At 37.0% G+C, this 1664-nt stretch carries 1 protein-coding gene; it reads left to right on the top strand.

Annotation, left to right across the window (positions count from 1 at the left end):
* Positions 1–313 precede the first annotated feature (313 nt).
* Positions 314–1558, top strand: a complete 1245-nt coding sequence (locus J2Z80_RS14875; RefSeq protein ID WP_045408655.1) for an IS110 family RNA-guided transposase — start codon at positions 314–316, stop codon at positions 1556–1558.
* Positions 1559–1664: the final 106 nt, after the last annotated feature.

A 1664-nucleotide genomic window follows, 5' to 3' on the forward strand; every position in this document is an offset into this window, starting at 1 on the left:
TTTATAATCATTCCTTTCGCTTCGCTCAAGGCACAAAACGTAATGAAATGTGCCACTTCGAGCTAATTTTGTTCTATAATTATGTCATAGGGATACCAGTAAACTACAAATCACGGGGAGGTGAGTGGTTTGCTACACTTACGTAGTGACCGCATTTTTATATGTGTAGATTGTCTTTCCAAGCACAAATAAGTGTGCTACTGAGCACGTAACCTTATCTTTGTTTAAACATTCTCGTTTAATGCTAGACAATCAGTCAATGCTGTCTATCCCTTTAATTTTTAGAACCTATCGGTTTAGAAAGGAGTTCCCTATGGCTTTAAAAATCGTGTATAAAATCTGTTGTGGAATTGATGTACACAAAACCTTTGTGGTTGCATGTATTGCTTCCACTAATTCTAATGGAATTACCACCTATAAAAGCCATCGCTTTTCTACCTACACGAAGGGTTTAAGAGAGCTGTTACAATGGCTTTTGGACAATAACTGCAAGGATGTTTGCATGGAATCTACCGGGAAATACTGGATTCCTGTGTTTAATATATTAGAAAGCTCCTGCAACATCATACTTGCACATCCTAAATATGTTAAGGCTATTCGTGGTAAAAAAACTGACAAGAAAGATGCAAAATGGATTGCTGACCTGTTTAAGCATGATCTTGTTGCCGCTAGCTTTATGCCTCCCGCTGATATTAGACAACTTCGTGACTTAATGCGTTATCGCTTTAAGCTTATTTGCTTTATGTCTAGCGAAAAGAACAGACTCCAAAATTGTCTCACGGTTTCTAACATACAGTTAGGAAACATTGTTTCAGATACTTTCGGTAAAAGTTCTCAAAAGATAATTGATAAGCTTCTAGAAAATCCTCTTGATACTTCCTTTGATATTGGATCTTTAATTCATGGTTCTATGCTAAAAAAACTCCCTGAGCTGGAACTCGCTGTTGATGGTTATATTACACCTGAACAAGCTGGAAAATTAAAGATCATCAAAGGACATTTTGAAGATTTGGAATCCCGGAAAGCAGAGTTAGAAAAACTAATTCTTGCGCTCGCTGCGCCTTATCAACAAGAACTAGACATAATTCTAACCGCTCCATCGTTTAAAAATATTTTCTCGGCTATTACTGTAATATCTGAAATCGGCGTAAATATGGAGGCTTTTCCTTCAGCGAAACACTTATGCTCATGGGCTGGACTCACTCCAACTAACAATGAGAGTGCAGGCAAGAAAAAATCTGTCCGGGTTTCCAAAGCAGGATGTTACATTAAGCCGCTTCTTGTGCAGTGTGCTAACTCTGTAGTTAAAAGCGAGAAACATCCTGAAATTCGTAACCGCTATTTGCGCATCAAAAAGCGTCGCGGCCACAAGAAAGCAATCATTGCTATTGCAAGAATGCTTCTTACAGCATTATACAACATGTTGAAGAAGAAAGAACCATATAATGCTGAATTATATAAAAAATCTGATGCTTTTCCCGCAAAACGCGAGATTACGGTTGAGCAAGCTATACTATTAGCTCAACTTCAAGGCTATAAAATAAAGCCAGCTATTTAGCATTAACACTTACTTCGATATTTAATTTTTAAAAAGTCATCAAAAGATGGCTTGTTTGCTATGCCATTTTATTCTTATTGCAATTTGTACTTTTAATTTCAACCTT

The organism is Thermoanaerobacterium butyriciformans (assembly GCF_017874545.1).
GTDB lineage: Bacteria > Bacillota > Thermoanaerobacteria > Thermoanaerobacterales > Thermoanaerobacteraceae > Thermoanaerobacterium > Thermoanaerobacterium butyriciformans.

What these genes read in the sequence shown, in the direction of transcription:
- J2Z80_RS14875 (WP_045408655.1), top strand. Translation starts at nt 314, where the DNA reads ATGGCTTTAAAAATCGTGTATAAAATCTGTTGTGGAATTGATGTACAC.